This window comes from Kluyvera sp., from assembly GCF_047971185.1.
In the GTDB taxonomy this organism is placed as follows: Bacteria; Pseudomonadota; Gammaproteobacteria; order Enterobacterales; family Enterobacteriaceae; genus Kluyvera.
This window is the reverse complement of the sequence record NZ_JBKDZH010000048.1, coordinates 1-24369: the sequence shown is the minus strand read 5'-3', so window position 1 is coordinate 24369 and position 24369 is coordinate 1. Positions and strand designations below refer to the sequence as shown.

The 24369-nt window shown below is 55.6% G+C and carries 22 protein-coding genes, 1 tRNA gene and 2 rRNA genes; 14 read left to right on the top strand and 11 right to left on the bottom strand.

Annotated features, from left to right (window positions below; all coding sequences use genetic code 11):
• Positions 1-3: 3 nt before the first annotated feature.
• The 6 genes from rng to csrD form a co-directional block, all read right to left on the bottom strand.
• Positions 4-1473, bottom strand: coding sequence for a ribonuclease G (rng, locus tag ACK5JN_RS13570; protein WP_416870673.1), 1470 nt, complete (start codon positions 1471-1473; stop codon positions 4-6).
• Positions 1463-2056 (bottom strand): Maf family protein, encoded by a 594-nt coding sequence (locus tag ACK5JN_RS13565; RefSeq protein WP_416870672.1) that lies wholly within the window; start codon positions 2054-2056, stop codon positions 1463-1465. The genes rng and ACK5JN_RS13565 overlap by 11 nt, the downstream gene beginning before the upstream one ends.
• A 7-nt stretch (positions 2057-2063) precedes the next feature.
• Positions 2064-2552, bottom strand: a complete 489-nt coding sequence (gene mreD / locus ACK5JN_RS13560) for a rod shape-determining protein MreD (RefSeq protein WP_064541739.1) — start codon at positions 2550-2552, stop codon at positions 2064-2066.
• Positions 2552-3559 carry a rod shape-determining protein MreC gene (mreC, locus tag ACK5JN_RS13555; protein ID WP_416870671.1) on the bottom strand — a complete coding sequence of 336 codons (1008 nt, stop codon included), beginning with the start codon at positions 3557-3559 and terminating at the stop codon, positions 2552-2554. Before mreC ends, mreD begins: the two co-directional genes overlap by 1 nt.
• Before the next feature lie 68 nt (positions 3560-3627).
• Positions 3628-4671, bottom strand: coding sequence for a rod shape-determining protein MreB (gene mreB, locus ACK5JN_RS13550; RefSeq protein WP_000913396.1), 1044 nt, complete (start codon positions 4669-4671; stop codon positions 3628-3630).
• 305 nt (positions 4672-4976) lie between these two features.
• Entirely contained in the window at positions 4977-6941 is a 1965-nt protein-coding gene (csrD, locus tag ACK5JN_RS13545) for an RNase E specificity factor CsrD (RefSeq protein WP_416870670.1), read from the bottom strand.
• A gap of 217 nt (positions 6942-7158) precedes the next feature.
• Between csrD and ACK5JN_RS13540 the strand changes: the two genes are divergently transcribed.
• The 11 genes from ACK5JN_RS13540 (at position 7159) to fis (ending at position 16678) form a co-directional block, all read left to right on the top strand.
• Positions 7159-8133 carry an MDR family oxidoreductase gene (locus tag ACK5JN_RS13540; RefSeq protein ID WP_416870669.1) on the top strand — a complete coding sequence of 325 codons (975 nt, stop codon included), beginning with the start codon at positions 7159-7161 and terminating at the stop codon, positions 8131-8133.
• A gap of 78 nt (positions 8134-8211) precedes the next feature.
• On the top strand, positions 8212-9210 hold the full coding sequence (msrP, locus tag ACK5JN_RS13535) for a protein-methionine-sulfoxide reductase catalytic subunit MsrP (RefSeq protein WP_416870668.1): 999 nt from the start codon (positions 8212-8214) through the stop codon (positions 9208-9210).
• The gene (gene msrQ / locus ACK5JN_RS13530; protein ID WP_416870667.1) at positions 9210-9809 is read left to right on the top strand and encodes a protein-methionine-sulfoxide reductase heme-binding subunit MsrQ; all 600 of its coding nucleotides are present in this window, start codon (positions 9210-9212) and stop codon (positions 9807-9809) included. The genes msrP and msrQ overlap by 1 nt, the downstream gene beginning before the upstream one ends.
• 234 nt (positions 9810-10043) lie before the next feature.
• Positions 10044-10496: a type II 3-dehydroquinate dehydratase gene (aroQ, locus tag ACK5JN_RS13525; RefSeq protein ID WP_416870666.1), complete on the top strand. Its 453-nt coding sequence runs from the start codon at positions 10044-10046 to the stop codon at positions 10494-10496.
• 22 nt (positions 10497-10518) lie between these two features.
• A complete protein-coding gene (gene accB / locus ACK5JN_RS13520; RefSeq protein WP_416870665.1) occupies positions 10519-10980 on the top strand; it encodes an acetyl-CoA carboxylase biotin carboxyl carrier protein in 462 nt (153 codons plus the stop codon).
• Between the two features lie 11 nt (positions 10981-10991).
• On the top strand, positions 10992-12341 hold the full coding sequence (accC, locus tag ACK5JN_RS13515) for an acetyl-CoA carboxylase biotin carboxylase subunit (protein ID WP_416870664.1): 1350 nt from the start codon (positions 10992-10994) through the stop codon (positions 12339-12341).
• Positions 12342-12451: 110 nt separating this feature from the next.
• Positions 12452-12697, top strand: a complete 246-nt coding sequence (locus ACK5JN_RS13510) for a YhdT family protein (RefSeq protein WP_416870663.1) — start codon at positions 12452-12454, stop codon at positions 12695-12697.
• Positions 12687-14138, top strand: coding sequence for a sodium/pantothenate symporter (gene panF / locus ACK5JN_RS13505; protein ID WP_416870662.1), 1452 nt, complete (start codon positions 12687-12689; stop codon positions 14136-14138). The genes ACK5JN_RS13510 and panF overlap by 11 nt, the downstream gene beginning before the upstream one ends.
• A gap of 11 nt (positions 14139-14149) precedes the next feature.
• Complete coding sequence (gene prmA / locus ACK5JN_RS13500) at positions 14150-15031, top strand: 50S ribosomal protein L11 methyltransferase (RefSeq protein ID WP_416870661.1); 882 nt, start codon at positions 14150-14152, stop codon at positions 15029-15031.
• 360 nt (positions 15032-15391) lie between these two features.
• The gene (gene dusB, locus ACK5JN_RS13495; RefSeq protein ID WP_416870660.1) at positions 15392-16357 is read left to right on the top strand and encodes a tRNA dihydrouridine synthase DusB; all 966 of its coding nucleotides are present in this window, start codon (positions 15392-15394) and stop codon (positions 16355-16357) included.
• A 24-nt stretch (positions 16358-16381) separates the two neighbouring features.
• Positions 16382-16678 (top strand): DNA-binding transcriptional regulator Fis, encoded by a 297-nt coding sequence (fis, locus tag ACK5JN_RS13490; protein ID WP_000462905.1) that lies wholly within the window; start codon positions 16382-16384, stop codon positions 16676-16678.
• 71 nt (positions 16679-16749) lie between these two features.
• Here the strand turns inward: fis and ACK5JN_RS13485 are convergent, their stop codons facing one another.
• Both ACK5JN_RS13485 and envR read right to left on the bottom strand, forming a co-directional pair.
• Positions 16750-17583: an MBL fold metallo-hydrolase gene (locus tag ACK5JN_RS13485; RefSeq protein ID WP_416870659.1), complete on the bottom strand. Its 834-nt coding sequence runs from the start codon at positions 17581-17583 to the stop codon at positions 16750-16752.
• Positions 17584-17702: 119 nt separating this feature from the next.
• Positions 17703-18356: an acrEF/envCD operon transcriptional regulator gene (gene envR, locus ACK5JN_RS13480; RefSeq protein WP_416870658.1), complete on the bottom strand. Its 654-nt coding sequence runs from the start codon at positions 18354-18356 to the stop codon at positions 17703-17705.
• Positions 18357-18713: 357 nt separating this feature from the next.
• Between envR and ACK5JN_RS13475 the strand changes: the two genes are divergently transcribed.
• The 3 genes from ACK5JN_RS13475 to ACK5JN_RS13465 all read left to right on the top strand — a co-directional run bounded on the left by ACK5JN_RS13475 (position 18714) and on the right by ACK5JN_RS13465 (position 23500).
• Positions 18714-19853: an efflux RND transporter periplasmic adaptor subunit gene (locus tag ACK5JN_RS13475; RefSeq protein WP_416870657.1), complete on the top strand. Its 1140-nt coding sequence runs from the start codon at positions 18714-18716 to the stop codon at positions 19851-19853.
• Between the two features lie 12 nt (positions 19854-19865).
• Positions 19866-22976, top strand: a complete 3111-nt coding sequence (locus ACK5JN_RS13470; protein WP_416870656.1) for an efflux RND transporter permease subunit — start codon at positions 19866-19868, stop codon at positions 22974-22976.
• Positions 22977-23278: 302 nt separating this feature from the next.
• Positions 23279-23500, top strand: coding sequence for a lipoprotein (locus tag ACK5JN_RS13465; RefSeq protein WP_035891258.1), 222 nt, complete (start codon positions 23279-23281; stop codon positions 23498-23500).
• A 376-nt stretch (positions 23501-23876) separates the two neighbouring features.
• On the opposite strand, the gene rrf (ACK5JN_RS13460) is transcribed toward ACK5JN_RS13465, so the two are convergent.
• From rrf (ACK5JN_RS13460) to rrf (ACK5JN_RS13450), 3 genes are all read right to left on the bottom strand, one after another.
• Positions 23877-23992 (bottom strand): 5S ribosomal RNA (rrf, locus tag ACK5JN_RS13460).
• 38 nt (positions 23993-24030) lie between these two features.
• Positions 24031-24106, bottom strand: a tRNA-Thr gene (locus ACK5JN_RS13455).
• Positions 24107-24120: 14 nt separating this feature from the next.
• A 5S ribosomal RNA gene (gene rrf, locus ACK5JN_RS13450) occupies positions 24121-24236 on the bottom strand.
• Positions 24237-24369: the final 133 nt, after the last annotated feature.

The window sequence follows — 24369 nt, the reverse complement described above, 5'->3', positions numbered from 1 at the left end:
TTATTACATCATGACCACATCAAACTGCTCCGGGTTATAGAGCGGTTCGATCTGTACTTTAACCTGCTTACCGACGAAGATTTCCACTTCCGCCAGCGCGTGGGACTCTTCGCCTTTCAGCGTTTCGGCCACCGAAGGAGAAGCGTAGACCAGGAAACGATCGGAGTCATAAGCATGATGCACGCGAACGATTTCACGCATAATTTCGTAGCACACCGTTTCGACGGTTTTCACCGTACCGCGACCGTGGCAGGTCGGGCATTCGGTGCACAGCACGTGCTCGACGCTTTCGCGGGTGCGCTTGCGGGTCATCTCCACCAGCCCCAGCGGTGAGAAGCCGTTAACGCTGGTTTTGACCCGGTCTTTGCTCAGCGCCTGCTCCAGCGAGTGCAGCACGCGGCGGCGGTGATCTTCGTTATTCATATCGATAAAGTCGATAATGATAATGCCGCCGAGGTTGCGCAGACGCAGCTGGCGGGCGATCGCCTGGGTGGCTTCAATGTTGGTGTTGAAAATGGTGTCATCAAGATTGCGGTGGCCGACAAACGCCCCGGTATTGATGTCGACGGTGGTCATCGCTTCGGTCTGGTCGATAACCAGATAGCCGCCTGACTTAAGTTCAACTTTACGCTCCAGCGCCCGCTGGATTTCATTCTCAACGTCGAAGAGATCAAAAATCGGCTGGCGACCGCTGTAGTGCTCGAGCTTACTGGTCATTTCAGGCATATATTCAGCCGTGAATTCCATTAACGCTTCGTAGGTTAAACGGGAATCCACGCGAATTTTATCCAGCTGCGCGTCGGCAAAGTCGCGCAGTACGCGCTGCGCCAGCGCCAGCTCGCCGTACATCTGATAGCGGGTCTGCGGGCGCTTTTTACGCTCCATCACTTTGGTCCACACCCGCTTGAGGTAGGCGGCGTCAGAGGCCAAATCTTCTTCGCATACGCCTTCCGCGGCGGTACGGATGATAAAGCCGCCCTGCTCATCGCAGTAATCGGCCACCACCTTCTTTAAGCGCTCGCGTTCGGCTTCGCTCTCAATGCGCTGGGAAACGCCGACATGCGAGGCGCCGGGCATAAAGACCAGGTAGCGGGAGGGTAACGTGATGTCGGTGGTCAGACGCGCGCCTTTGGTGCCCAGCGGATCTTTCACCACCTGCACCATCAGGTCCTGGCCCTGACGCACCAGTTCAGAGATATCGCGGACGGTGAACTGTTTTTGCTCTTCACCGGCCACGCATTCGGTATGCGGCATGATATCGGAGGCGTGGAGAAAGGCCGCCTTATCCAAACCAATATCTACAAAAGCCGCCTGCATACCCGGCAAGACCCGACTGACACGACCTTTGTAGATATTGCCTACTATTCCGCGTCGCGCTTCACGCTCAATATGGATTTCCTGCAAAATGCCGCCATCGATGTACGCCACTCGCGTCTCCGATGGCGTCACGTTCACTAATAGTTCAGCCGTCATGTTTATCCCTTTTTTCACGTAGCGAGTTAAAGTTACTCAGCAACTCATACGTTTCCACCAGCGGTAAGCCGACTACGGCGTGATAGCTGCCATTTATCTTCCTGACGAAACAGCCACCCAACCCTTGAATACCGTATGCACCTGCTTTATCTAAAGGTTCTCCGCTCGCAACATACGCTGCGATATCGTCATCAGAGAGCGTCCGGAAGGTCACCTCGGTGACCACCAGACAGTCGAGCGTGTGCTGGCTATCGGCCAGCGCCACGGCGGTCATCACCTGGTGGGTATTCCCCGAAAGCTTACGCAGCATCGCTGCCGCATGGGCTTCATCGCGCGGTTTCTCCAGCACTTCACCGTTAAGGATAACAATGGTATCCGCCCCCAGCACCGGGCGATCTTCGCGGGCTAAGGCCACGCCAGCCTGCGCTTTCTCGCGCGCCAGACGCGCCACGTAGTGCTGCGCTTCCTCGTGAGGACGGCGCAGTTCTTCAATACCCGGCACCACTTTCTCAAAGGTCACACCTAGCTGAGTAAGCAGTTCCTGACGACGTGGGGAACCTGAAGCAAGATAGAGAGATACCATAACGACCTTATTGAACGGCAAATTGCTGACGAACTTTACGCATCAGAAGAAATATCCACGGCCAGAGCACGCCGTTTACTACACTACTCCAGAACACTTCAGGTCGGAAAGAGACGTTGATCACTAAAAACTCTGCCCAGAAAACAATAATATCCGTGGCGAGCGAGAGCAACATGACCACCAGCGCCTGCTGCCAGAGCGCCAGGTTACGGAACAGCTGATACTTCAGCGCCACCAGATACGCCACAATGCTCAACGACAGCGCGCGCACGCCGAGCGTTGAACCACTGATCAGATCCAGTATGGCACCCATCACGAAGCCCGTGCCAACATTCACCCGATGCGGCAGCGCCAGCGACCAGTAAAGCAGAATCAGCAGAACCCAGTTTGGCCGGAAAACCGTGAGGTCGTCCGGCCAGGGCATGACCTGTAGCAGCAGTGCGATAAGAAACGAGAGCCAGATAACCCAGCGTCCCTGGCTACGGTAGCTTGCCACTATTGCCCTCCCGAGGGGAGCGGAGGTGGCGGCGTGCCCGCAGGTGGCGTAGTGATTCCGGTCGCCGGTGCGGGCAGCTGTGGCCCCATCGCATCAGGCGATGGCAGCACCTGAGGCATCATTTGCATCAGACGTTCGTTGGCCACGCGATGCACCTCTTCCGGGGTCATCGGGTTGGTACCGTTACGATCGGCGCCCCACAGCAGTAGCAGATAGCGCAGACGCTGCAGGCCCGCGGTTGGGCGCGCCTGGATCACCGTATACGCGCGCTGCGTATCCAGCTTAACCGACGAGACAACGCCGACCGGATAGCCTTCCGGGAAGCGGCCGCCCAGACCGGAAGTCACCAGCACGTCGCCAACGCGAATATCGGTGTTAGCCGGCAGATGCTCCAGCTGGAGATCGTCGGTGCAGCCGTTACCGGCGGCAATCACGCGGATATCGTTACGCAGCACCTGAATCGGCAGCGCATGGGTCGCATCGCAAATCAGCAGCACGCGGCTGGTGAGTTTGGCTACCGCCACCACCTGGCCGACCACGCCTTTGTCGCTGATGACCGGCTGGCCTTCATAGACGCCATTGACGCTGCCTTTATCGATAACCACCTGGTCGCTATAGGGATCGTTAACCGTTGAGATCACCTGCGTCACCATTTTCTGTTCGTCCTGGCGCAGCGGTGAACCTAACAGTTCACGTAAACGGGCATTTTCTTGCTTGTACTGACCCAGCATCAGCAGGTCGCTGTTTTTCAGCAGCAGTTCCTGACGTAATGCGCGGTTTTCGAGTTCGAGCTGATCGCGTGAAGCCAGCGTTTGCGAGACGCTATCCAGCAGTTCACGGGGACCATTAGAAACAAAATAGAAAGGACTGACGGCAGTATCCATGTACGTTCGGATTTGACTGAACATACCCAGGCGGCTGTCGGCGATAATGACACCCAGCGCCACCAGCACCGCCAGAATAAGGCGAATCTGCAGCGACGGGCCACGGCTAAAAATGGGCTTCATAGGCTATGCGTATTCTCGTGTCAGTGAAATTGAGGGTAGCCTTCTGGCTACCCTGAACCTCATGCTGACTACTCTTCGCTAAACAAGTCGCCGCCGTGCATGTCGATCATTTCCAGCGCCTTGCCGCCGCCACGCGCTACGCAGGTCAGCGGATCTTCAGCCACGACAACTGGAATACCGGTTTCTTCCATTAACAGGCGGTCGAGGTTGCGCAGCAGCGCGCCACCACCGGTCAGCACCATACCGCGCTCAGAAATGTCGGAAGCCAGCTCTGGCGGGCACTGTTCCAGTGCAACCATCACCGCGCTCACGATGCCGGTCAGCGGCTCCTGCAGCGCTTCAAGAATTTCGTTGGAGTTCAGCGTAAAGCCACGCGGAACGCCTTCTGCCAGGTTACGGCCACGCACTTCAATTTCACGTACTTCGTCGCCCGGATAAGCGGAGCCGATTTCGTGCTTGATACGTTCTGCGGTGGCTTCACCGATCAGAGAGCCGTAGTTACGACGAACGTAGTTGATGATCGCTTCGTCGAAGCGGTCGCCGCCGATACGTACGGAAGAGGAGTAAACCACGCCGTTCAGGGAGATAACGGCGACTTCAGTCGTACCACCACCGATATCGACAACCATCGAACCGGTCGCTTCAGAAACCGGCAGGCCAGCACCGATTGCCGCCGCCATCGGTTCTTCAATCAGGAAGACTTCACGCGCGCCAGCGCCCTGAGCGGATTCACGGATGGCGCGACGTTCAACCTGAGTGGCACCAACCGGCACACACACCAGCACGCGCGGGCTTGGACGCATGAAGCTGTTGCTGTGAACCTGCTTGATGAAGTGCTGAAGCATTTTTTCAGTGACGAAGAAGTCAGCGATTACGCCGTCTTTCATCGGACGAATAGCCGCGATGTTGCCCGGCGTACGGCCCAGCATCTGTTTAGCGTCATGACCTACGGCGGCCACGCTTTTCGGTGAACCGGCACGATCCTGACGAATGGCGACCACGGAAGGCTCATTCAATACGATGCCTTGTCCTTTTACGTAAATCAGGGTATTCGCGGTACCCAGGTCAATGGACAGGTCATTGGAAAACATGCCACGAAATTTTTTCAACATACTAAGGGATAATCCTGAAAGCTGGGGCGGAAAAATAAAATCCGCTTACTTTACCAACCACACGCAGCAGCGACAAGGCGCAAAAATCATCTGCAACGGTGAAAATTAGTGCAGTTCGTTACCTTTGTTACAAATCCAACCTGACTCCTTCAGTGCAGGGAAACTCACTGCCGCTCCATCCTGGATTTGTACCTGTCAAAGGTCGTCACATGCGTGATGCGTCGTTTCCCCCGGCAAGCAGACATGCACACTCCCGGAAAAAACCGCGCGCGTTATTCTACGTGATAAACACGTTAAACAGCAGGTCAAACCGAATATCTTTGCGAATATTTTTTCACATTTGCGTCAAGTGGCTGGGAAGAAGCAAAAAAATCCCCCTGACCGCCGAAAACTCCGCATTCCGTCAGCACCTGCCACTCACCTCGACTGCGTACACCGGCGGCAAATACCTGTATTGACGTTCCTTTACAGGCCTCGACCAGGCTTTGTACCAGCAGCTGGTTCTGACTGCGTTTTTCAATATTGCGCACCAGAACCGGGTCGATCTTAATGAGTTCAATCTCAAGCTGTTTAATCCAACTGGTGCTGACCAGCGCTAAACCCGCCTGCGTGACCGCCACCCGAACGCCTAACGCGTGAATTAAACGGACCACAGGTTGAAGACGCGCCATATGTTGACAGACATCTACCTCTGCAAGTTCAAAAATAATCCGCCGACGATGCGATTTTTCGCACTGCATTAATACATCACGTAGCCAACGCTGAAAACGCGGGCGAATCAATGACTCCACCGTGACCTGAATCGCCAGGTTTTCCTGCGGCCAGAAGCCGAGGAACGGCAGCAGGCGGGTAATCTGCTGGCGGTCGTACTCTTCGCCCAGCCCAAACTCCAGCACCATTGGCAGATACTCGGCGGCGGTAACCTCTTCTTTACCGTCGAAGATACGGCACATCAGCTCGCGGTGATGCACGGCACCGTCGAGGGTGACGGCTGGTTTTTGATAAATGCGCGGCCCGCCGCGGCTGAGCATTTGCTCAATCAGGGTGCGCCAGCGGACGTTGCCGCGCCCTTTCTCCGGCAGCGAATCGTCATAGATGGCCCAGCTGTTGCTGCCCTGCAGCACCGCGTTACGTACCGCCGCTTCCGCGTGTTCCATCACCTGCTCGGTGGTTTGCCCGCTGCGCCAGGCGCAGATCCCGATATGCATCATATCGTCACGATCAAGGATTTTAGCCAGCGGCAGACCGTCGATGGCTTTTAACAGCTGACCGGCAATGCTGTCGGCTTCTTTCAGCGTGCGGTGCGGCAGCAAAACGGTAAAGTCGCTGCGGCGGTAGCGCGCCAGCAGCGCGCCGGGGTAGCGCGCCAGCAGCGCGCCGGGGTAGCGCATAATAAAGGTAGAGAGCAAGTTTATCAGGGTGAAGACGTGTTCTTCCGCCGCCGCGCGGCCCCAGTTGTCGCGCAGGAAGTCGAAATCTGGCAGGCGGATCATCATCACGATGCCGTGCGCGCCAACGTTTTCCTGGTCATCAAGCAGCGTCGCCAGCTGGTTGTCAAAGAACAGGCGGTTGCTCAGGCCGGTTTTTGAATCCTGGGCGGCGTAGGAGCGGATAAGCGTATCCAGGCGGCTGCGCTGCTCGCCGGCAAACTGAATCTCAGACAGCAGCGTATCCAGCGCCGAGCTGGTGCGCGCCGGCCATTCGTGGATATTCCCCTTTGCCTTCGCGCCGCGCTCGCCGTTGAGGATCCGCGTCGCGCGCATCTCCAGCAGCTCTTCCCCCGCCAGCTGACGCCGCAGCCAGCGCACGGCGATAAACACCACCAGCACCATAAAGGCAATGGTGATGGTCAGCGGCGCGGTGGTCATCAGCGAGCGGAAATAGTTGGCCATCGGATCCTGATACGTCAGGACAATCGTCACGCCGGGATGTTTGAGCGATGCCACCGACATCTCGCGGTACTGGTAGTGGCTGCCCATCGGCAGATAGCTGCTGTCGCGGGTATGCTGAAACAGCGATTTACCGTTGAGGGTAAAGTTGATGCGCACGATGTCGAGCGGCACCATGATTTCATCAAGCTGGTGGTCGAGCTTATCAAACGAGGAGTTGACCAGCCGATTATCCAGTACGGTGGCGACGGCCTGCACGCGGGTGGCTATCTTATACTGTATGCCGTTATAGAAACTCAGTGAGGAGCCGATTAACGTCACAAAGATAGTAAGCCCGGTTAAGAGCGTAAAAAAGGCTGAGAACTTCGTCGTTAATCGCATCCCTGAGTTAACTCCGTGGGTTAATCATCTCCCGACAGCGGTCGGGCGCCAGCGTCCGTGTCTTACAAGAAGTAAGCACTAACATATCAAACCAGGGCGGCATACTACCAAACCTGGCGGATCTGGCAATTTATTGCGCCAAATCGACATCAAAAGATGATAAGCGAGTATAGTCCCCGTTAATTTTTTTCACTATCAGACCATGTAAGGAAAGGTTATGCAGGCACTCATCTTAGAACAGCAGGATGGCAAAACCCTCGCCGCAGTGAAGGCCGTTGACGACAGTCTGCTGCCGCAGGGCAACGTCACCGTCGATATCCAGTGGTCCAGTCTGAACTATAAAGATGCGCTCGCGATCACCGGTAAAGGGAAAATTATCCGTAATTTCCCGATGGTGCCGGGTATCGACTTCGCCGGTACGGTTTCTGCAAGCGACGATGCGCGCTTTACGCCAGGCCAACAGGTGCTGCTGACCGGCTGGGGCGTGGGCGAAAACCATTGGGGCGGGCTGTCCGAACGCGCGCGCGTCAACGGCGACTGGCTGGTGCCGCTGCCGGCGGGCCTCGACGGGCGTAAAGCGATGATCATCGGCACCGCGGGCTTTACCGCCATGCTGTGCGTGATGGCGCTGGAAGAGGCGGGCGTCCATCCGCAAGACGGCGAAATTGTGGTCACCGGCGCCAGCGGCGGCGTGGGCAGCACCGCGGTGGCCCTGCTGCACAAGCTGGGATATCAGGTCGCCGCCGTTTCCGGCCGCGAAAGCACCCATGATTACCTGCGCGCGCTCGGCGCGAGCCGCATTCTGGGGCGTGATGAGTTCGCGGAAACCCGCCCGCTGGAAAAACAGATCTGGGCCGGTGCGGTGGATACCGTCGGCGATAAAGTGCTGGCGAAAGTACTGGCACAGATGAACTACGGCGGCTGCGTGGCGGCCTGCGGCCTGGCGGGCGGCTTTGCCCTGCCAACCACCGTGATGCCGTTTATCCTGCGTAACGTGCGCCTGCAGGGCGTTGATTCGGTCATGACGCCAGCCGCGCGCCGCGCCGAAGCCTGGCAGCGCCTGGTCACCGATCTGCCGGAATCGTTCTTCGCGCAGAGCGCCACGGAGATTGGCCTTGAGCAAGCGCCTGACTTCGCCGACAAGATCATTAACAACCAGATTCAGGGCCGTACGCTGGTCAAAATCGCCTAATCTACAATTTTTCGTGACATATTCGCATTAACGCTTTGCCTCCGTCATGCTTAGAAAAAAAGCATGACGGAGAGCACCATGAAGCCCAAAAAACTGACCGAAGCAGACGTGACCGCCGAGTCCGTCTTTATGCTCAAGCGCCGCCAGGTACTGAAGATGCTGGGGATCGGCACCGCTGCGGCCTCGCTTCCTCTGCACGCCTCCAGCCTGACCGACTGGTTCAAAGGCAACGATCGCCCCGCCGCCCCCTCAGGCGCGCCGCTCACCTTCGATAAACCCGCCCAGTGGCAAAGCAAACTGACGCTGACGCCGGAAAGCAAAGTCACCGGCTACAACAACTACTATGAATTTGGGCTGGATAAGGCCGATCCGGCGGCGAACGCCGGCAGTTTACCGCTCAATCCCTGGAAACTGACCATCGGCGGCGAGGTGGCCAAACCGCTGACTCTGGATCACGATGATTTAACCAAACGCTTTCCGCTGGAGGAGCGCATTTACCGGATGCGCTGCGTCGAAGCGTGGTCGATGGTAGTGCCGTGGGTCGGTTTCCCGCTGCATAAGCTGCTGGCCGCCGTCGAGCCCACCAGCAACGCGAAATACGTGGCCTTTAAAACGCTCTACTCCCCGGAACACATGCCCGGGCAGAAGGATCGGTTTATTGGCGGCGGTCTGGCTTATCCTTATATAGAAGGATTGCGGCTGGATGAGGCCATGCATCCGCTCACACTGCTCACCGTTGGCGTCTACGGTAAAGCGCTGCCGCCGCAAAACGGCGCGCCGATTCGCCTGACGGTGCCCTGGAAGTACGGTTTTAAAGGCATTAAGTCGATTGTCAGCATTACGCTCACCCGAGAACGCCCGGACTCCACCTGGAACCTGGCGGCGCCGAATGAGTACGGTTTTTACGCCAACGTTAACCCGCACGTCGATCACCCGCGCTGGTCGCAGGCCAGCGAGCGCTTTATCGGCGCGGGCGGGATCCTCGACGTGCAGCGCCAGCCGACGCTGCTGTTTAACGGCTATGCCGATGAGGTGGCTTCGCTGTATCGCGGGATGAATTTACGGGAGAATTTTTAATGCGTCTGAGCGTAAAACAGGTCACCTGGCTGAAGGTTTTCCTGCATCTTGCGGCCTTTTTGCCGCTCGTCTGGCTGTTCTGGGCGGTGTCTCAGGGGCAGCTCAGCGCCGATCCGGTGAAAGATATCCAGCACTTTACCGGTAGGATGGCTCTGAAATTGCTGCTGGCGACCTTGTTGGTCGCCCCGCTGGCGCGCTACGCTAAACAGCCGCTGCTGATTCGCACGCGCCGGTTATTGGGGCTGTGGTGTTTTGCCTGGGCGACCCTTCACCTCACCAGCTACAGCGTGCTGGAGCTGGGGATTCAGAATCTGTCGCTATTGGGGCAGGAAATCGTGACTCGCCCCTATTTACTGCTGGGTTTAGCCTGCTGGCTCATCCTGCTGGCGCTGGCGGTGACTTCAACGCAGACGATGCAGCGAAAACTGGGGCGGCGCTGGCAACTGTTACATAATTTCGTCTATCTGGTCACGATCCTCGCGCCGATACATTATCTATGGTCGGTGAAGATACTCTCACCGCAGCCGCTCATCTATGCCGGGTGCGCGATCGTGCTTTTAGCCTGCCGATATAAGAAGTTCCGCCAGTGGTGGCGATGATGTCGCGATATGTGCGGTTTACCACAATTCACTTATAGTCAGACGTTCTTTACACGATAGCGGTTGATAATCTTCCCTGATAAGACCAGTATTTAGCTGCCAAATGCTACGAAATAGTTATAATGTGCGACCTTGGTTTTCCTGACAGGGATTTTACCCCCCTGAAAAGGTGACAATCGCGCATCGAAGGTATATTTTGTTTTTTACCCGAGAATTGCAGGAGATAGCAGCACAATGACTGACAAGTTTCGCATTTTGCTTTTGAACGGCCCGAACCTGAATATGTTAGGCACCCGTGAGCCAGAGAAGTACGGCACGCTGACGCTTTCCCAGATCGTAAGCCGCTTAACCGCGGAAGCCGAAGCCTTGAACGTCACGCTCGATAGCCTGCAGTCCAACGCCGAGTACGTCCTCATCGACCGTATTCATCAGGCTAAAGACAATATTGACTATATCCTGATCAATCCGGCCGCGTTCACGCACACGAGCGTTGCCCTTCGCGATGCGTTGCTGGCGGTGAGCATCCCGTTTATCGAGATTCACCTGAGCAATGTCCATGCGCGCGAACCATTCCGCCACCACTCGTATCTGTCTGATGTCGCTTCCGGCGTTATCTGCGGACTCGGGGCTGACGGCTATTCATACGCTTTACAGACGGCGGTAAAACGCCTGTCACAATCAAACTAAACAAAGAGTACGGAACCCACTCATGGATATTCGTAAGATTAAAAAACTGATCGAGCTGGTCGAAGAGTCTGGCATCAACGAACTGGAAATTTCTGAAGGCGAAGAGTCTGTACGCATCAGCCGTACCGCGCCGAACACCGGTATTCCAGTGATGCAGCAGGCTTATGCAGCGCCTGTAATGCAACAGCAGGCACCTGTCGCGGCAGCCGCACCAGCCGCAGTGGAAGCTCCGGCTAAAGCTGAAATCAGTGGTCACATCGTACGTTCCCCGATGGTTGGTACTTTCTATCGCACTCCAGGCCCGGATGCTAAAGCATTCGTGGAAGTTGGTCAGAAAGTTAACGTGGGCGACACCCTGTGCATCGTTGAAGCGATGAAAATGATGAACCAGATCGAAGCTGACAAAGCAGGGACTGTGAAAGCAATCCTGGTAGAAAGCGGTCAGCCGGTTGAATTTGACGAGCCTCTGGTCGTCATCGAGTAAACGAGGCGAAGATGCTGGATAAAATTGTCATCGCCAACCGCGGCGAGATCGCACTGCGTATTCTTCGTGCCTGTAAAGAACTGGGCATCAAGACCGTCGCCGTGCACTCCACTGCGGACCGCGATTTAAAACACGTACTGCTGGCGGATGAGACGGTCTGTATCGGCCCGGCTCCGTCCGTAAAAAGCTATCTGAACATCCCGGCAATCATCAGCGCCGCTGAGATCACCGGGGCAGTTGCCATTCACCCAGGCTATGGCTTCCTTTCTGAGAACGCCAACTTTGCCGAGCAGGTTGAACGTTCTGGCTTTATCTTCATCGGCCAGAAAGCCGACACCATTCGCCTGATGGGCGACAAAGTGTCTGCGATCACCGCGATGAAGAAGGCCGGCGTACCGACCGTGCCTGGCTCTGACGGCCCGCTGGGCGACGACATGGACGCTAACCGCGCGCATGCGAAACGCATCGGCTACCCGGTTATCATCAAAGCCTCCGGCGGAGGCGGCGGTCGCGGAATGCGCGTTGTGCGCAGCGACGCCGATCTGGCGCAGTCCATTGCCATGACCAAAGCGGAAGCGAAGTCTGCTTTCAACAACGACATGGTGTACATGGAGAAATACCTGGAAAATCCTCGCCACGTCGAGATCCAGGTGCTGGCTGATGGTCAGGGCAACGCTATCTATCTGGCGGAACGAGACTGCTCCATGCAGCGTCGTCACCAGAAAGTCGTCGAAGAAGCACCGGCGCCGGGCATTACCCCGGAACTGCGTCGCTACATCGGCGAACGCTGCGCGAAAGCGTGCGTGGATATCGGCTACCGTGGCGCAGGTACTTTCGAGTTCCTGTTCGAAAACGGCGAGTTCTACTTCATTGAAATGAACACCCGTATCCAGGTAGAGCACCCGGTTACCGAGATGATCACCGGCGTCGACCTGATCAAAGAGCAGCTGCGTATCGCTGCCGGTCAGCCGCTGTCCATCAAGCAGGACGAAGTTCAGGTTCGCGGCCATGCGGTGGAATGCCGTATCAACGCCGAAGACCCGGACACCTTCCTGCCGAGCCCGGGTAAAATCACCCGCTTCCACGCGCCGGGCGGTTTTGGCGTTCGTTGGGAATCTCATATTTACGCTGGCTACACCGTGCCGCCGTACTATGACTCAATGATCGGCAAACTCATCTGCTACGGTGAGACCCGTGACGTGGCGATTGCTCGCATGAAGAATGCGCTGCAGGAGCTGATCATCGACGGTATCAAAACCAACGTTGATCTGCAGATGCGCATTATGAGCGACGAGAACTTCCAGCATGGTGGTACCAACATCCACTATCTGGAGAAAAAACTCGGCTTGCAGGAAAAATAATCCTGTTATCGCAGCAGAAGGCCGGATTTTCCGGCCTTTTTTGTTTTTCTCTCCTCTCATCTTGTCCTTGCGGTACAATCCCCGCTTTCTTCATCCACAAGGGACAAAAAATGGACAAACGTTTTGTTCAGGCCCATAAAGAGGCGCGCTGGGCGCTGTGGCTAACCCTTCTCTATCTTGCTGCATGGTTAGCAAGTGCTTACATACCAAACTCGATGCAGGGCTTCACCGGCCTGCCGCACTGGTTTGAAATGGCCTGCCTGCTGATGCCGCTTATTTTTATTCTGCTGTGCTGGGCGATGGTGAAATTTATCTATCGCGATATTCCGCTGGAGGATGACGACCATGCAGCTTGAAGTCATTCTGCCGCTTATCGCCTATTTGCTCGTAGTGTTTGGGCTGTCGATTTACGCGATGCGCAAACGAGCGACGGGAAACTTCCTCAACGAGTATTTTCTCGGTAGCCGCTCAATGGGGGGCATCGTCCTTGCCATGACGTTGACCGCCACCTATATCAGCGCCAGCTCGTTTATTGGTGGGCCGGGCGCGGCCTACAAGTACGGGCTGGGCTGGGTGCTGCTGGCGATGATTCAGCTGCCGGCGATCTGGCTGTCGCTGGGGGTATTGGGTAAAAAATTCGCCATTCTTGCTCGGCGCTATAACGCCGTGACGCTAAACGATATGCTGTTTGCCCGCTATCAGAGCCGTCTGCTGGTCTGGCTGGCGAGCCTGAGCCTGCTGGTTGCTTTTGTCGGCGCGATGACCGTCCAGTTTATCGGCGGCGCACGTCTGCTGGAAACCGCCGCGGGCATTCCCTATGAAACCGGCCTGCTGATCTTCGGCATCAGTATTGCGCTGTATACCGCGTTCGGCGGCTTCCGCGCCAGCGTGCTGAACGACACCATGCAGGGCCTGGTGATGCTTATCGGCACCATCGTGCTGCTGGTTGGCATTGTGCATGCGGCGGGCGGGCTGAGCCACGCGGTGCAAACCCTGGAAGCGATTGACCCGAAACTCGTTTCACCACAGGGTGCGGATGATATTCTGTCGCCAACCTTTATGACTTCGTTCTGGGTGCTGGTCTGCTTTGGGGTCATTGGTTTACCGCACACGGCGGTACGCTGCATCTCTTATAAAGACAGCAAGGCGGTGCACAGAGGGATTATCATCGGCACGATCGTCGTCGCCATCCTGATGTTCGGCATGCACCTTGCTGGCGCGCTGGGGCGGGCGGTGATTCCCGACCTTACCGTGCCTGACCTGGTTATCCCCACGCTGATGGTCAAAGTGCTGCCTCCGTTCGCCGCGGGGATCTTCCTTGCCGCGCCGATGGCGGCAATTATGTCGACAATTAACGCCCAGTTGCTGCAAAGTTCCGCTACGATCATCAAAGATCTCTATCTCAACCTGCATCCGGAGCAGATGCAGAATGAGCGCCGCCTGAAGCGCATGTCGGCGGCGATTACGCTGATTCTGGGCGCCCTGCTGCTGCTGGCCGCCTGGCGTCCGCCGGAGATGATCATCTGGCTGAACCTGCTGGCCTTTGGCGGGCTGGAAGCGGTGTTCCTGTGGCCATTGGTGCTGGGGCTGTACTGGGAGCGCGCCAACGCTGCAGGCGCGTTAAGCGCGATGATCGTCGGCGGCGTGCTGTACGCCATACTGGCGACATTTAATATTCAGTATCTGGGCTTCCATCCGATTGTGCCTTCGCTACTGCTAAGTTTGCTGGCGTTTGTGGTCGGGAACCGTTTTGGTCAACCCGTGCCGCAGGCTGCCGTAATTTCTACTGTTAAATAAAGAGTTTTGCCATGCCGTGGATCCAACTGAAACTGAACACAACCGGCGCGAATGCCGAAGATCTTAGCGATGCGCTGATGGAAGCCGGTTCGGTCTCCATCACCTTCCAGGATACGCATGACACGCCGGTCTTTGAGCCGCTGCCGGGCGAAACTCGCCTGTGGGGCGACACTGACGTTATCGGCCTGTTCGACGCAGAAACCGACATGAAAGCGGTCGTTTCCCTGCTGGAGCAGCATCCGCTGCTGGGCGTGGGCTTTGCGCACAAAATCGAACAGCTGGAAGACAAAGACTGGGAGCGTGAGTGGATGGATAACTTCCACCCGATGCGCTTTGGCGAGCGTCTGTGGATCTGCCCAAGCTGGCGCGACGTGCCGGACGAGAACGCAGTCAACGTGATGCTCGACCCGGGTCTGGCGTTCGGCACCGGTACCCACCCGACCACCTCGCTGTGCCTGCAATGGCTGGACGGTCTGGATCTGGCGGGCAAAACGGTCATCGACTTCGGCTGCGGCTCGGGGATCCTCGCGATCGCCGCTCTGAAGCTGGGCGCGGCAAAAGCGATCGGGATCGATATCGATCCGCAGGCTATTCAGGCCAGCCGCGATAACGCCCAGCGTAACGGCGTTTCCGAGCGTCTGGAGCTGTATTTACCGCAGGACCAGCCAGAAGCCATGAAAGCCGACGTGGTGGTTGCAAACATCCTGGCCGGCCCGTTACGCGAGCTGGCACCGTTAATCAGCGTGCTGCCGGTTACAGGCGGCCTGCTGGGCCTGTCAGGTATCCTGGCCAGTCAGGCGGAAAGCGTTTGTGAAGCGTATGCCGACCTCTTCGACCTCGATGCCGTGGTCGAAAAAGAAGAGTGGTGCCGCATTACTGGCCGCAAAAAATAATCGTCTATGAATGCGGCCCACGGGCCGCATTTTAGCCTACCCTGCCGTTTTTCCCCGCCATAAATGCGAGACTGATCGCATTTTCTGAACCAATATTGCACATAAAATCATCGCTTTATCGCTCAACTGCTCGCCACTTCGTAAGAATGCGAGAGAAGTTTTACGATTTTTGAAATGCGCACAAATCATCCACTTTTGTTTAATGTGATGATTAATATAGAAATTTATCTTCGATTCGCTTTCAGCACTGAGATTCATTGATCTACAACATCTGATTGCTCAAAGTTTGGCCTTTCATCTCGTGCAAAAAATGCGTAATATACGCCGCCTTGCAGTCACAGTATGGTCATTTCTTAACTCATGCGTATCGGACAACACCAGCTCAGAAATCGCCTGATCGCAGCGCCCATGGCTGGCATTACAGACAGACCATTCCGGACGTTGTGCTACGAGATGGGAGCGGGCTTAACCGTATCAGAGATGATGTCTTCCAACCCACAGGTGTGGGAGAGCGACAAATCTCGCTTACGGATGGTGCACGTGGATGAACCAGGTATCCGAACCGTGCAAATTGCCGGTAGCGATCCTGAAGAGATGGCCGGAGCCGCCCGCATTAATGTGGAAAGCGGCGCCCAGATTATTGATATCAATATGGGCTGTCCGGCAAAAAAGGTGAATCGCAAGCTCGCAGGCTCAGCCCTACTGCAATACCCCGATCAGGTGAAGGCTATCCTGAACGCGGTTGTGAAGGCGGTGGACGTTCCTGTCACACTCAAGATTCGCACTGGCTGGGCTCCTGAGCACCGTAACTGTGTAGAAATTGCCCAACTGGCTGAAGATTGTGGCATTCAGGCTCTGACTATTCACGGACGCACCCGCGCCTGCTTGTTTAACGGAGAAGCTGAGTACGACAGCATTCGGGCAGTTAAGCAGAACGTTTCCATTCCGATTATCGCGAATGGTGACATTACTGACCCGCTTAAAGCCAGAGCTGTACTCGACTATACGGGGGCTGATGCCCTGATGATAGGCCGTGCGGCTCAGGGAAGACCCTGGATCTTTCGGGAAATCCAGCATTATCTGGACACTGGGGAGCTGCTACCCCCCCTGCCTCTGGCAGAGGTGAAGCGCTTGCTTTGTGCGCACGTTCGGGAACTGCATGACTTTTATGGTCAGGCAAAAGGGTACCGAATCGCGCGGAAACACGTCTCCTGGTATCTCCAGGAGCACGCTCCAAATGACCAGTTTCGGCGCACATTCAACGCCATTGAGGATGCCAGCGAACAGCTGGAGGCGTTGGAGGCATACTTCGAAAATTTTGCGTAATAGAAATAAAGAGCTGACAGAACTATGTTCGAACAACGCGTAAATTCTGACGTACTGACCGTTTCTACCGTTAACTCTCAGGATCAGGTAACCCAAAAACCCCTGCGTGACTCGGTTAAACAGGCACTGAAGAACTATTTTGCTCAACTGAACGGTCAGGACGTTAATGACCTGTATGAGCTGGTACTGGCTGAAGTAGAACAGCCCCTGTTGGACATGGTGATGCAATACACCCGTGGTAACCAGACCCGCGCTGCCCTGATGATGGGCATCAACCGCGGTACTCTGCGTAAGAAACTGAAAAAATACGGCATGAACTGATACTAATCAGTTAATTGCTTGATTTTGAAGGCGCTACTCGGCATGGGGAAGCGCCTTTTTTATTGCCTGCTTTACGCCTCAGAATAGACGATGCGGTATCCCTGCCCTTCAGGCATCACCCGCGCAAAACCGCTGCCGCCAAAGTGCATTCCCGCCACCAGCAGCTTTTCCTGCGCCGCCTGTGCCAGAATACGTTTACGCGAGGCCTTCGCCTGCTCGGGGTTGATATCAAAGGCGATAGACACCTCCGGATGCGCGGTCTGAATATAGGGGAAGTGGACGATGTCACCCCAGATAATCAGGCTAGCCTGCGGCGTATCAATCCTGAAGCCCGTGTGCCCCGGCGTGTGGCCCGGCAGCGGAACGGGCTGAATCCCCTCGACAATCGGCTTGTCGTCCAGCAGACGGACGCGCTCGCCGTAGATCGCCAGCGTGCGGCGCGCCCGGGCAAAGTTACGCTGCGCCCGTTCGCTCGCCTGCGCCAGAAGGCCATCATCCTGCCAGAATGCCACTTCCAGCGGATGGAGGTAGAGTTGCGCATTCGGATACACCGCTTTACCGGCCTCATCCAGCAGGCCGCCGATATGGTCGGGATGCGCATGGGTCAACAGCAGCGTATCCACCGCCTGCGGCGCCACGCCCAACGCCTGGAGGTTAGCACTAAGCTGCCCGCCCACGTTGTTAGCACCTCCAGTCCCTGAATCCACCAGCATCGTGCGCCCGCGTCCGCGTATCAGGTAGCCATAAATATGCAGGTTGCCGGGTTCAGCCACGCCGGCGCGGCGCTGAATCTCTCCCGCGTCGGTCGTCGTGATACCCGAAAGCAGATCCAGGCTGGCGGACATATTCCCGTCGCTCAGCGCGGTTACCTGAAAATCCCCAATCTGGCGGGAGACAGCATTCATAAACACCTCATTATGAGCACGATAAGTAATGGATAAGATGACAGATACCGTCAGGGGAAAACAGAGGGAGGCGGAGAAATGAAATCTTTTCAGGCATCCCTGCCTGAGTAAGAGCTGCGCTAGTAATTCACCACCAGCGCGGGTCGAGTGGCCCAGTGATGCGGGGTGCAAACGATAGACATGATATTGTCGACCAGCAGCGGTGCCTGCTGATAGAGATCGAACTGGTGCGGATCCATAAGCCAGTTTTTAATGACGCCGCTAAATGCGCTATGCAATACAATCAGGATAATTTCAATATTTGTATCCGGAGGTAAAATTCCGTTACGCTCACACATCCGGAATATATCCCGTATTGCATCATAGTTAAAACCAATTCGCGTTCGAATATCATATTCTGACATCATATCACTGCTAAATTCACACTTATGATACAAAATTTGCATCAGGGCGCGCTGCCGGGGATTCTCAGCAATATATTGCAAACCTAATACAAACTTATTGCGTAAATCCAGTAGCGGATTCCCGCTCTCTATTTGTTGCAATTTATGATGAATTAACTCGCGTAGCGGGAGTTGTTCCTGCCACATAGCATTAAATAACTCGCTTTTGCTGGCAAAATGCCAATACACCGCGCCGCGGGTCACGCCGGCCGCATCGGCAATATCGGTCAACGTGGTGTTGCTGACGCCACGCTGCGCAAACTGCTGAATTGCCGAGTCCAGCAGTAGCTGACGCGTCCTGAGCGCCTCTTCTTTCGTTTTTCGGGCCATGATGTCAATCACCTGCCGCTAAATAAGCGACGAATGGAATAATCTATTTAATTTACCACTCTGTATCAGCGCTGTATTTACCAAAAAGTTTGATGCCGGTTAAAAAACAAATAAATCCGATACACATATATTTAAGCACCATTGCATTCACCGGATAAATATAAACCTCTTAAATTTCGTTAAGCAAATTCTCCAATCCTGCTGTTTTTGTGTTTCCGTGCCTTTGTCATTCCTCCCAAAATAACTATCTCTTACATCCACCGATGTTTATTTGTAGGATAACGAACCGTTTTTTTATTCTCCCTTTCTTTCTCAGATTTGTAGTCAAATCTGGCTATCAATCTATAAGGAACCGCAATGACGAGCCACGCCAGGGTTACACTGTTATCCAGCTTAATAATCTCTGCGGCATTACTGAGCGGCTGCGATAATTCTGGGGTTCAACAAGCGCATGCGCCTATGCCCCAGGTTACCGTTCATGTCGTGAACAATGCGCCGCTATCCATCACCACAGAATTGCCGGGGCGCACCTCCGCGTTCCGTGTCGCCGAGGTTCGTCCACAGGTCAGCGGCATTATTCTGAAGCGCAACTTCGTGGAAGGTAGCGACGTTGAGGCTGGGCAATCGCTGTACCAGATCGACCCTGCAACCTATCAGGCCGCCTATGACAGCGCGAAAGGCGATGAGTCCAAAGCAGAGGCCGCTGCAGCCATTGCCCATCTGACGGTAAAACGTTATGTCCCGCTGTTAGGGACGAAATACATTAGTCAGCAGGATTACGATCAGGCGGTGGCTACCGCACGCCAGGCCGATGCCGACGTGATGGCGGCGAAAGCGGCCGTCGAGAGCGCCCGTATTAATCTCGCCTATACCAAAGTCACTTCTCCGATTACCGGCCGCATTGGTAAATCCAGCGTAACGGAAGGCGCGCTGGTCACCAACGGTCAGTCCGATGCCATGGCGACGGTGCAGCAGCTCGATCCGATTTATGTCGATGTCACCCAGTCGAGCAACGATTTTATGCGCCTGAAGCAGGAAAGCCTGCAGCAGGGCGGCGCCGCAAAGAGCGTGCAGCTGCTGATGGAAAACGGCCAGCCGTACGCCCTGAAAGGATCCCTGCAGTTCTCTGACGTCACCGTGGACGAAAGTACCGGCTCCATCACCCTGCGCGCCATCTTCCCGAACCCGCAGCACACGCTGCTGCCGGGTATGTTCGTGCGTGCGCGCATTGATGAAGGGGTCAATCCGAGCGCGATGCTGGTGCCTCAGCAGGGCGTGACGCGTACGCCGCGCGGCGATGCCACCGTACTACTGGTGAACGACAAAAATCAGGTAGAAACCCGCAGCGTTGTTGCCGCGCAAGCGGTGGGCGACCAGTGGCTGATTACCAGCGGCCTGAAGCCCGGCGATAAAGTCATCGTGAGCGGGTTACAAAAAGTGCGCCCAGGCGTGACCGTGAAGGCAGAAGCGGATACCGCGGCTCCGGCTGCGCAATAAGGTAGCAAACCCATGTCTAAGTTTTTTATTCATCGCCCGGTATTTGCCTGGGTTCTGGCCATCATCATGATGATTGCGGGCGGGCTGGCGATTTTACAGCTGCCTATCGCGCAGTATCCGACGATTGCCCCGCCAGCGGTCGCGATCTCCGCCACCTATCCGGGGGCTGATGCCCAGACGGTACAGGATACCGTGACTCAGGTTATCGAACAGAATATGAACGGTATCGATAACCTGATGTATATGTCCTCAACCAGTGATTCTGCGGGTTCAGTGACCATCACCCTGACCTTTAACTCAGGGACCGACCCGGACATTGCCCAGGTTCAGGTGCAAAATAAACTGCAGCTGGCAACGCCGCTGCTGCCACAGGAGGTGCAGCAGCAGGGGATCAGCGTTGAGAAGTCGAGCAGCAGCTTCCTGATGGTCGCCGGGTTTATCTCCGATAATCCACAGACCGTGCAGGATGATATTTCCGACTATATTGCCTCTAACGTAAAAGACCCGATCAGCCGCCTGAACGGCGTGGGTGACGTTCAGCTGTTTGGCGCGCAATACGCCATGCGTATCTGGCTTGACGGTAACCTGCTTAACAAATACAGCCTGACGCCGGTCGATGTGATCAACCAGTTGAAGGTACAGAACGACCAGATTGCCGCAGGGCAGCTCGGCGGTACGCCATCGGTGAAGGGCCAGCAGCTTAATGCCTCAATCATTGCGCAAACGCGTCTGAAAGACCCGGTTGAGTTCGGCAAAGTGACCCTGCGCGTCAATGCCGACGGTTCGGTGGTGCATTTGAGCGACGTGGCGCGTATTGAGCTGGGCGGAGAGAACTATAATGTCATCGCCCGCATTAACGGTAAACCAGCCTCGGGGCTGGGGATCAAGCTCGCCACGGGCGCGAACGCGCTGGATACGGCAACCGCCATCAAGGCCAAACTGGCCGAGCTGCAGCCATTCTTCCCACAGGGGATGAAGGTGGTCTATCCGTATGACACGACGCCGTTCGTTACCATCTCCATTCACGAAGTGATTAAGACGCTGTTCGAGGCGATTATCCTCGTCTTCCTCGTGATGTATCTGTTCTTACAGAACATCCGCGCGACGCTGATCCCCACCATCGCCGTGCCGGTGGTGCTGCTGGGAACCTTTGCGGTGCTGGAGATGTTTGGCTACTCAATCAATACCCTGACAATGTTCGGGATGGTGTTGGCAATAGGCCTATTGGTCGATGACGCCATTGTGGTGGTTGAGAACGTAGAACGCGTGATGGTGGAGGAGAAGCTCTCTCCGATCGAAGCGACGGAGAAATCCATGTCGCAGATTCAGGGCGCGCTGGTCGGCATCGCCATGGTGCTTTCGGCGGTGTTTGTGCCAATGGCCTTCTTCGGCGGCTCGACGGGCGCCATCTATCGGCAGTTCTCTATCACCATCGTGTCGGCTATGGCGCTGTCGGTGCTGGTTGCCTTGATTCTGACGCCCGCGCTGTGCGCCACGCTGCTGAAGCCGGGATCGGCCGATCACCATGAGAAGAAAGGGTTCTTCGGCTGGTTCAACAATAAGTTCGATCAGAGCGTTAATCACTACACTAACAGCGTGAGCGGTATTCTGCGCAGTACTGGCCGCTATCTGGTTATCTACGTGCTGATCGTGGCCGGCATGGCGGTGCTGTTTGTGCGCCTGCCCACCTCCTTCCTGCCAGACGAAGATCAGGGCGTGTTCCTGACCATGGTCCAGCTGCCCGCGGGCGCCACACAGGAGCGCACGCAGAAGGTGCTGGATACGGTCACCCACTACTATCTGAACAACGAGAAGGCTAACGTCGAGAGCGTCTTCACCGTTAACGGCTTTAGCTTTAGCGGCCAGGGGCAGAACTCCGGTATGGCGTTCGTCAGCCTCAAACCGTGGGAAGCGCGTAGCGGTGAAGAGAATGGCGCGGAATCGATTATCAAGCGCGCAACCATGGCCTTTAGCCAGATTAAAGACGCGATGGTCTTCCCGTTCAATATGCCCGCGATCATTGAGCTGGGTACGGCGACCGGGTTTGACTTTGAGCTCATTGATCAGGGAAACCTTGGGCACACTGCGCTGACGCAGGCACGTAATCAGCTGCTGGGGATGGTACAGCAACATCCGGATCAGCTGGTCCGTGTGCGTCCGAACGGGCTGGAAGATACCGCGCAATTTAAGCTCGATGTCGATCAGGAAAAGGCGCAGGCATTAGGCGTTTCGTTATCGGACATCAACGAGACCATCTCTGCGGCGCTGGGTGGTTACTACGTTAACGACTTTATCGATCATGGTCGCGTGAAGAAGGTTTACGTCCAGGCAGATGCGAAATTCCGTATGCTGCCGAGCGACGTCAATAACATGTACGTTCGTAGCGCCAACGGAGAGATGGTGCCGTTCTCCGCCTTTGTCACCTCGCGTTGGGTCTACGGTTCTCCGCGCCTCGAACGTTACAACGGTCTGCCTTCCATGGAGATTCTCGGGGAAGCCGCACCGGGGAAAAGTACCGGTGAAGCAATGGCGTTGATGGAACAGCTGGCCGGTAAGCTGCCTTCAGGTATTGGCTTTGACTGGACGGGAATGTCTTATCAGGAGCGCTTATCCGGCAACCAGGCGCCTGCGCTGTATGCCATTTCGTTAATCGTTGTCTTCCTGTGTCTGGCGGCGCTTTATGAAAGCTGGTCAATTCCGTTCTCCGTCATGTTGGTTGTGCCGCTGGGCGTCGTGGGCGCGCTGCTGGCCGCTTCTCTGCGCGGTCTGAATAACGATGTCTACTTCCAGGTGGGTCTGCTGACCACCATCGGGCTATCGGCGAAGAACGCGATTTTGATCGTTGAGTTCGCCAAGGACCTGATGGATAAAGAGGGCAAGGGGATTATTGAGGCGACGCTTGAAGCCTCGCGCATGCGTCTACGTCCTATCCTGATGACCTCGCTGGCTTTCATTCTTGGCGTTATGCCGCTGGTTATCAGCCGCGGCGCCGGCAGCGGGGCGCAGAATGCGGTGGGTACCGGCGTAATGGGCGGGATGCTGACGGCAACGCTGTTGGCTATCTTCTTCGTGCCGGTGTTCTTCGTGGTCGTCAGACGTCGATTTACCAGACATTCTGAGTAACCCCATCCACCGTATGTGAAAGGCGTCTTCGGACGCCTTTTTTGTTGCGAGATAAATACAAAAGGTTCAATGCGTTATCGCTTACGCCGCTAATCACGCGGGTTAGCAAACTATTTCGTTATTTTCATCTGCATCATTTCTACATAATCCCGCCAATTTAGCGCCCTTTCTCCATGATATTTACGTAACTCATAAATTGAGATTATTTCCCCTATCAGGCAGCCGGCATGACGGTGATAAAACAAGCCATTCCGTAATACGCTCCTGCGGCGTAATGAAACGGATTATTTAGAGGCTATATCATGAAAAAATTCATTCTGGTGACGCTGCTGGCAACGCTGCTTGCGGGCTGTGCACATGACTCACCTTGCGTTCCGGTCTATGACGATCAGGGCCGTCTGGTTCACACCAACACCTGTATGAAAGGCACGACGCAAGACAACTGGGAAACGGCCGGTGCCATTGCCGGTGGCGCTGCTGCCCTGGCAGGGCTGACGCTGGGTATCGTTGCTCTGACGAAGTAATAGCCCGGCCGGAGATATCGTTATCTCCAACATTAACCCGCGTATATGGTTATTTTATTCATAATCGTAGCGCGGGTTTGTTTTATTCATCTCACAGCATCCTTTCTTATTTTCTCCGTCAGAAAACACCAGCCATAATAAAGAGATAGCCTTACGTTTTTTAATTACCGCCTGGTTTTAAGAACGCTGTCATTTAACGATGAGGGTTTCCGGGGTAGGCGTGAATGTGCCTCGTCCAGGCGACAAGACGGTGTTTATATCGAGGATAATACCATCATCATGTTGCCCCCGGACGCGAGCAGCGACGCCGGGAATTCTCAGGACTACAAACGCAAAAAAGCCCATCCGTCAGGATGGGCTTTCTCACTAAATTGATGTCTGGCAGTTCCCTACTCTCGCATGGGGAGACCCCACACTACCATCGGCGCTACGGCGTTTCACTTCTGAGTTCGGCATGGGGTCAGGTGGGACCACCGCGCTACAGCCGCCAGACAAATTCTTTGCTAAGTGCCAAACTTTAACCGAAAAAGTGGTGCTGATACCCAGAGTCGAACTGGGGACCTCACCCTTACCAAGGGTGCGCTCTACCAACTGAGCCATATCAGCACGCTAAATTTGATGCCTGGCAGTTCCCTACTCTCGCATGGGGAGACCCCACACTACCATCGGCGCTACGGCGTTTCACTTCTGAGTTCGGCATGGGGTCAGGTGGGACCACCGCGCTACAGCCGCCAGGCAAATTCTGTTTATCAACACGCTTTTGCATGTCGATGTAATCTGTAATCAAGCTGAATCTTGTGTCTGTCTTTCGCCAAAACATCTTCGGCGTTGTAAGGTTAAGCCTCACGGTTCATTAGTATCGGTTAGCT